The sequence below is a fragment of the Lacihabitans sp. CCS-44 genome, from assembly GCF_024343735.1.
Classification (GTDB): domain Bacteria; phylum Bacteroidota; class Bacteroidia; order Cytophagales; family Spirosomataceae; genus Leadbetterella.
In genome coordinates this window covers 1-2927 of record NZ_RJUE01000020.1, presented here as the reverse complement: position 1 = coordinate 2927, position 2927 = coordinate 1, and the positions used below count along the sequence as shown (strand labels likewise).

At 33.9% G+C, this 2927-nt stretch carries 3 protein-coding genes; all 3 read right to left on the bottom strand.

All coding sequences use genetic code 11. The features are described 5' to 3' along the window. Positions 1 to 80: 80 nt before the first annotated feature. The gene (locus tag EGI26_RS07010) at positions 81 to 644 is read right to left on the bottom strand and encodes a hypothetical protein (protein WP_255077318.1); all 564 of its coding nucleotides are present in this window, start codon (positions 642 to 644) and stop codon (positions 81 to 83) included. A gap of 283 nt (positions 645 to 927) precedes the next feature. Continuing rightward, on the bottom strand, positions 928 to 1458 hold the full coding sequence (locus tag EGI26_RS07005) for a carboxypeptidase-like regulatory domain-containing protein (protein WP_255077317.1): 531 nt from the start codon (positions 1456 to 1458) through the stop codon (positions 928 to 930). A 252-nt stretch (positions 1459 to 1710) separates the two neighbouring features. Further along, a complete protein-coding gene (locus tag EGI26_RS07000) occupies positions 1711 to 2361 on the bottom strand; it encodes a hypothetical protein (RefSeq protein ID WP_255077227.1) in 651 nt (216 codons plus the stop codon). Between the last annotated feature and the right edge of the window lie 566 nt (positions 2362 to 2927).

Sequence of the window (2927 nt, the reverse complement as noted above, 5' to 3'; positions counted from 1 at the left end):
CAAATAGCAAAAAGACCCCAAATATAAAGGGGTCTTTAGTGGGGTCTTTCTTCTATTCTGCTAAATGTTGTGCGTAGTATTTATTCACCTAGAGATGTAACAATGCCGTAAAACTGTCTCTTGTCTTGCAAATAAAACACCAAGTTTCTTTGTCCTAAATATCCCTTTTGTCTTTTCGCAACAAGTCCTTTGGTTATGAATTTTTTATTTGCCTTTGAATAAACCATAAACTGTCCCCTCAGAATAAGTCCTGCACCAAGAAAATAAAATTCCTCATTTAATTGCTTTGTCAAAACATTTTCTGGTTGTTGTCTGAAAATGCTATCACGTTGACGTTGGTCATAGTAAAAGTATATGTCCGTGATTTTAATTTGTCGAGTTTTTTTAATTAAAGTGTCCTGAAATGTTTTATAACCATAATTTGCTAAGACATTTTTGTTCTCAGGATTGTCTATGAAGTTTTTTATGTCGTCCTGTTTAAAGTAGAGAATAGCATTGGGAACTTCGTAAATAAAAATGTTTTCTCTTGTCGTGTCAATGAATATGGGTCGAAGTTTTTGCTTACGTATGCCAAAGTCAACCTGAGAATAAGATTGAATTGTCAAGGCTGTAAATAGGAATGCTATTGAAAATCGTAGGGTCATAATATTACGCACAACGAACAGGGCTTGTGGTCAGGTGGGGGCTTTGAAACTCGTCCGCCCGAACGCCTGCCGATATAAATTACTAATGTTGAGTTACTTACAAATGCTTGGTGGTTTCCGTCCGCCGAAACAAATGTACAATAAAGTTACCAAAGTTCAATTCCTTTCGTCAGCCCCCACTTGCCACAAACCCATGTTGTGCGTAGTCGTTCTTCTGTCAACAAGTTGTCTGTCAGCTATTTAAGTTAAATTTTTGTTTATATTTTGTTTGAGTTTATGAGTGTCAGTTCTCATATTGCAGTTGTCTTTTATGAAGTTTACAATAAAATCGTGGGTCACACCTTGTAATAATACAACCTGCCAAAAACACTTTACCTCTTTTTGCTTTTCTTAATGTTCTCTTGAATGGAAGTCCGTACGAAATTGGAATAATATTGTCGGTATGTCCGCCTATACATTTTGGTTTTTCATTTTTTGCAAGTCGCTTGTCGCAAGGTGGTGGATAATTTAAGTTTAAAGTCAATATTGTTGCATTTGAAATTGTCAAACTGTCAAGAACGAAATCTCTAAATCCTAACTGCTGAACTCGTAAACTATATTGTCCTAACGGTATGTCGTCAATAATAAAATTTCCTGAACTGTCAGGAATTGCCCCTTTGTTTTTTACCAATGTATCTCCATGAGCTAAATAAATTGTAACATATTTCAAATCTGACTCTTTATCTGAGTTGGTAATATGACCTCGAATATTTCCAGTCTGGCAATAAGTTGTCAAAGTCAGCAAAGAAAATATTAGAAGAAATCCATGTTTCATAAGCTATTTTTTGTCGCTTGTTGGTTGTTTTTACGATTACGCACAACGTACAGGGCTTGTGGTCAGATGGGGGATTTGAAACTTGTCCGCCCGAACGTCAGCCGATATAAATTACTGATGTTGAGTTACTTACCAATGTTCAATCGGTTTCCGTCCGCCGAAACAAAAGTACAAAAGAATTCCAATTGTTCAATAACTTCAGTCAGCCCCCCACTTGCCACAAACCCATGTTGGCAGAAGTTTTTTTTACGATTAATCAAAAATTAGCAACAAAATTAGCCCTAAAATCATTGTCAAAGTTACCGCTCTATCCATACTAATTAATGGTTTATTTTTTATAAAACCGTATGGTAACATTACTATACCTACAACCACAAAAAAATAAGACCATTTGCTGTCTTTGTCTTCCAATTCTGTTTTGAGCTCCAGGTTAATGTAATTAATACCGTCTTTTTTCAGTCCATAAACATCATTATAGTCATTCCAAAAAGAACCTTTATTCAAATTATCCAATTCAGATTTTTTTATTTTTAATCCTACTCTATCACCAACTTTAATATTTGCTTTAAAAGAATTGTGGTCAGTCGCCTTGTAAGTCATTGCTGTAATTTTAAACTCATGCTGATATTCCTTAGTTGTCAGTATAATATCTCGATAGGTCGTCGATTTGATTTTGTATTCATCATATTTTGGAGTGTCTTTAAGTGTAACATTAATTGTACTTAATTCGTTGTCTGGCAATGAATTGTCACGAAGTGCTAAATAAAGAAACAGAAATATGAACGCAATTGAAATTGTAATAACAATAATTCTGTCTCGTCTCGTCACAAGTTCATTCGGTTTCTTTATTGCAAGCATTTTCTGTCTGTCCCGCTTATTTTGTAGTCTCTCGTTTCTGCTCATAAAATTTCTGCCAACGAGTATATTTGCGAAACTCATTTTTGGAGTTTCGGTAATATCGTTATTAAATTTTGATTGATTTTATTGTTAATGTGCTGCTAATAAGATTATTGTGAAAATTGGGGAGTTTCGGTAATATTTTCATGAGAATATCTGTGTTTTGATTTTTATGTATTTCAATATCAAATATATTGTTCGAAGTTCTACTTTCCAAGCATTTATTTGAGTTTTAATTTATCCAAAGGACTTACGATTTGATCAAAGCCTTTGGTGGTTATGTGGGTGTAGATTTCGGTAGTTTTGGAGCTGCAATAATCGAATAAAGATTAAATACGCCTTATGTCAGTTTCATTTTTATATAGAGACAATCTTTAGGTCTAATACGTAGGATTAAGTCATAGAAATTATGAAATTCGAACAGAAATTCCTCAAAATTGAATACAAAATCGTAATTGGAATGCCGCCCGAATTGAACACAAAATCGCCAATATTGAATACAAAATCGTGGATGTTGAACACAAAATCGTCAATGTTGAATACAAAATCGTCAATATTGAACACAAAATCGT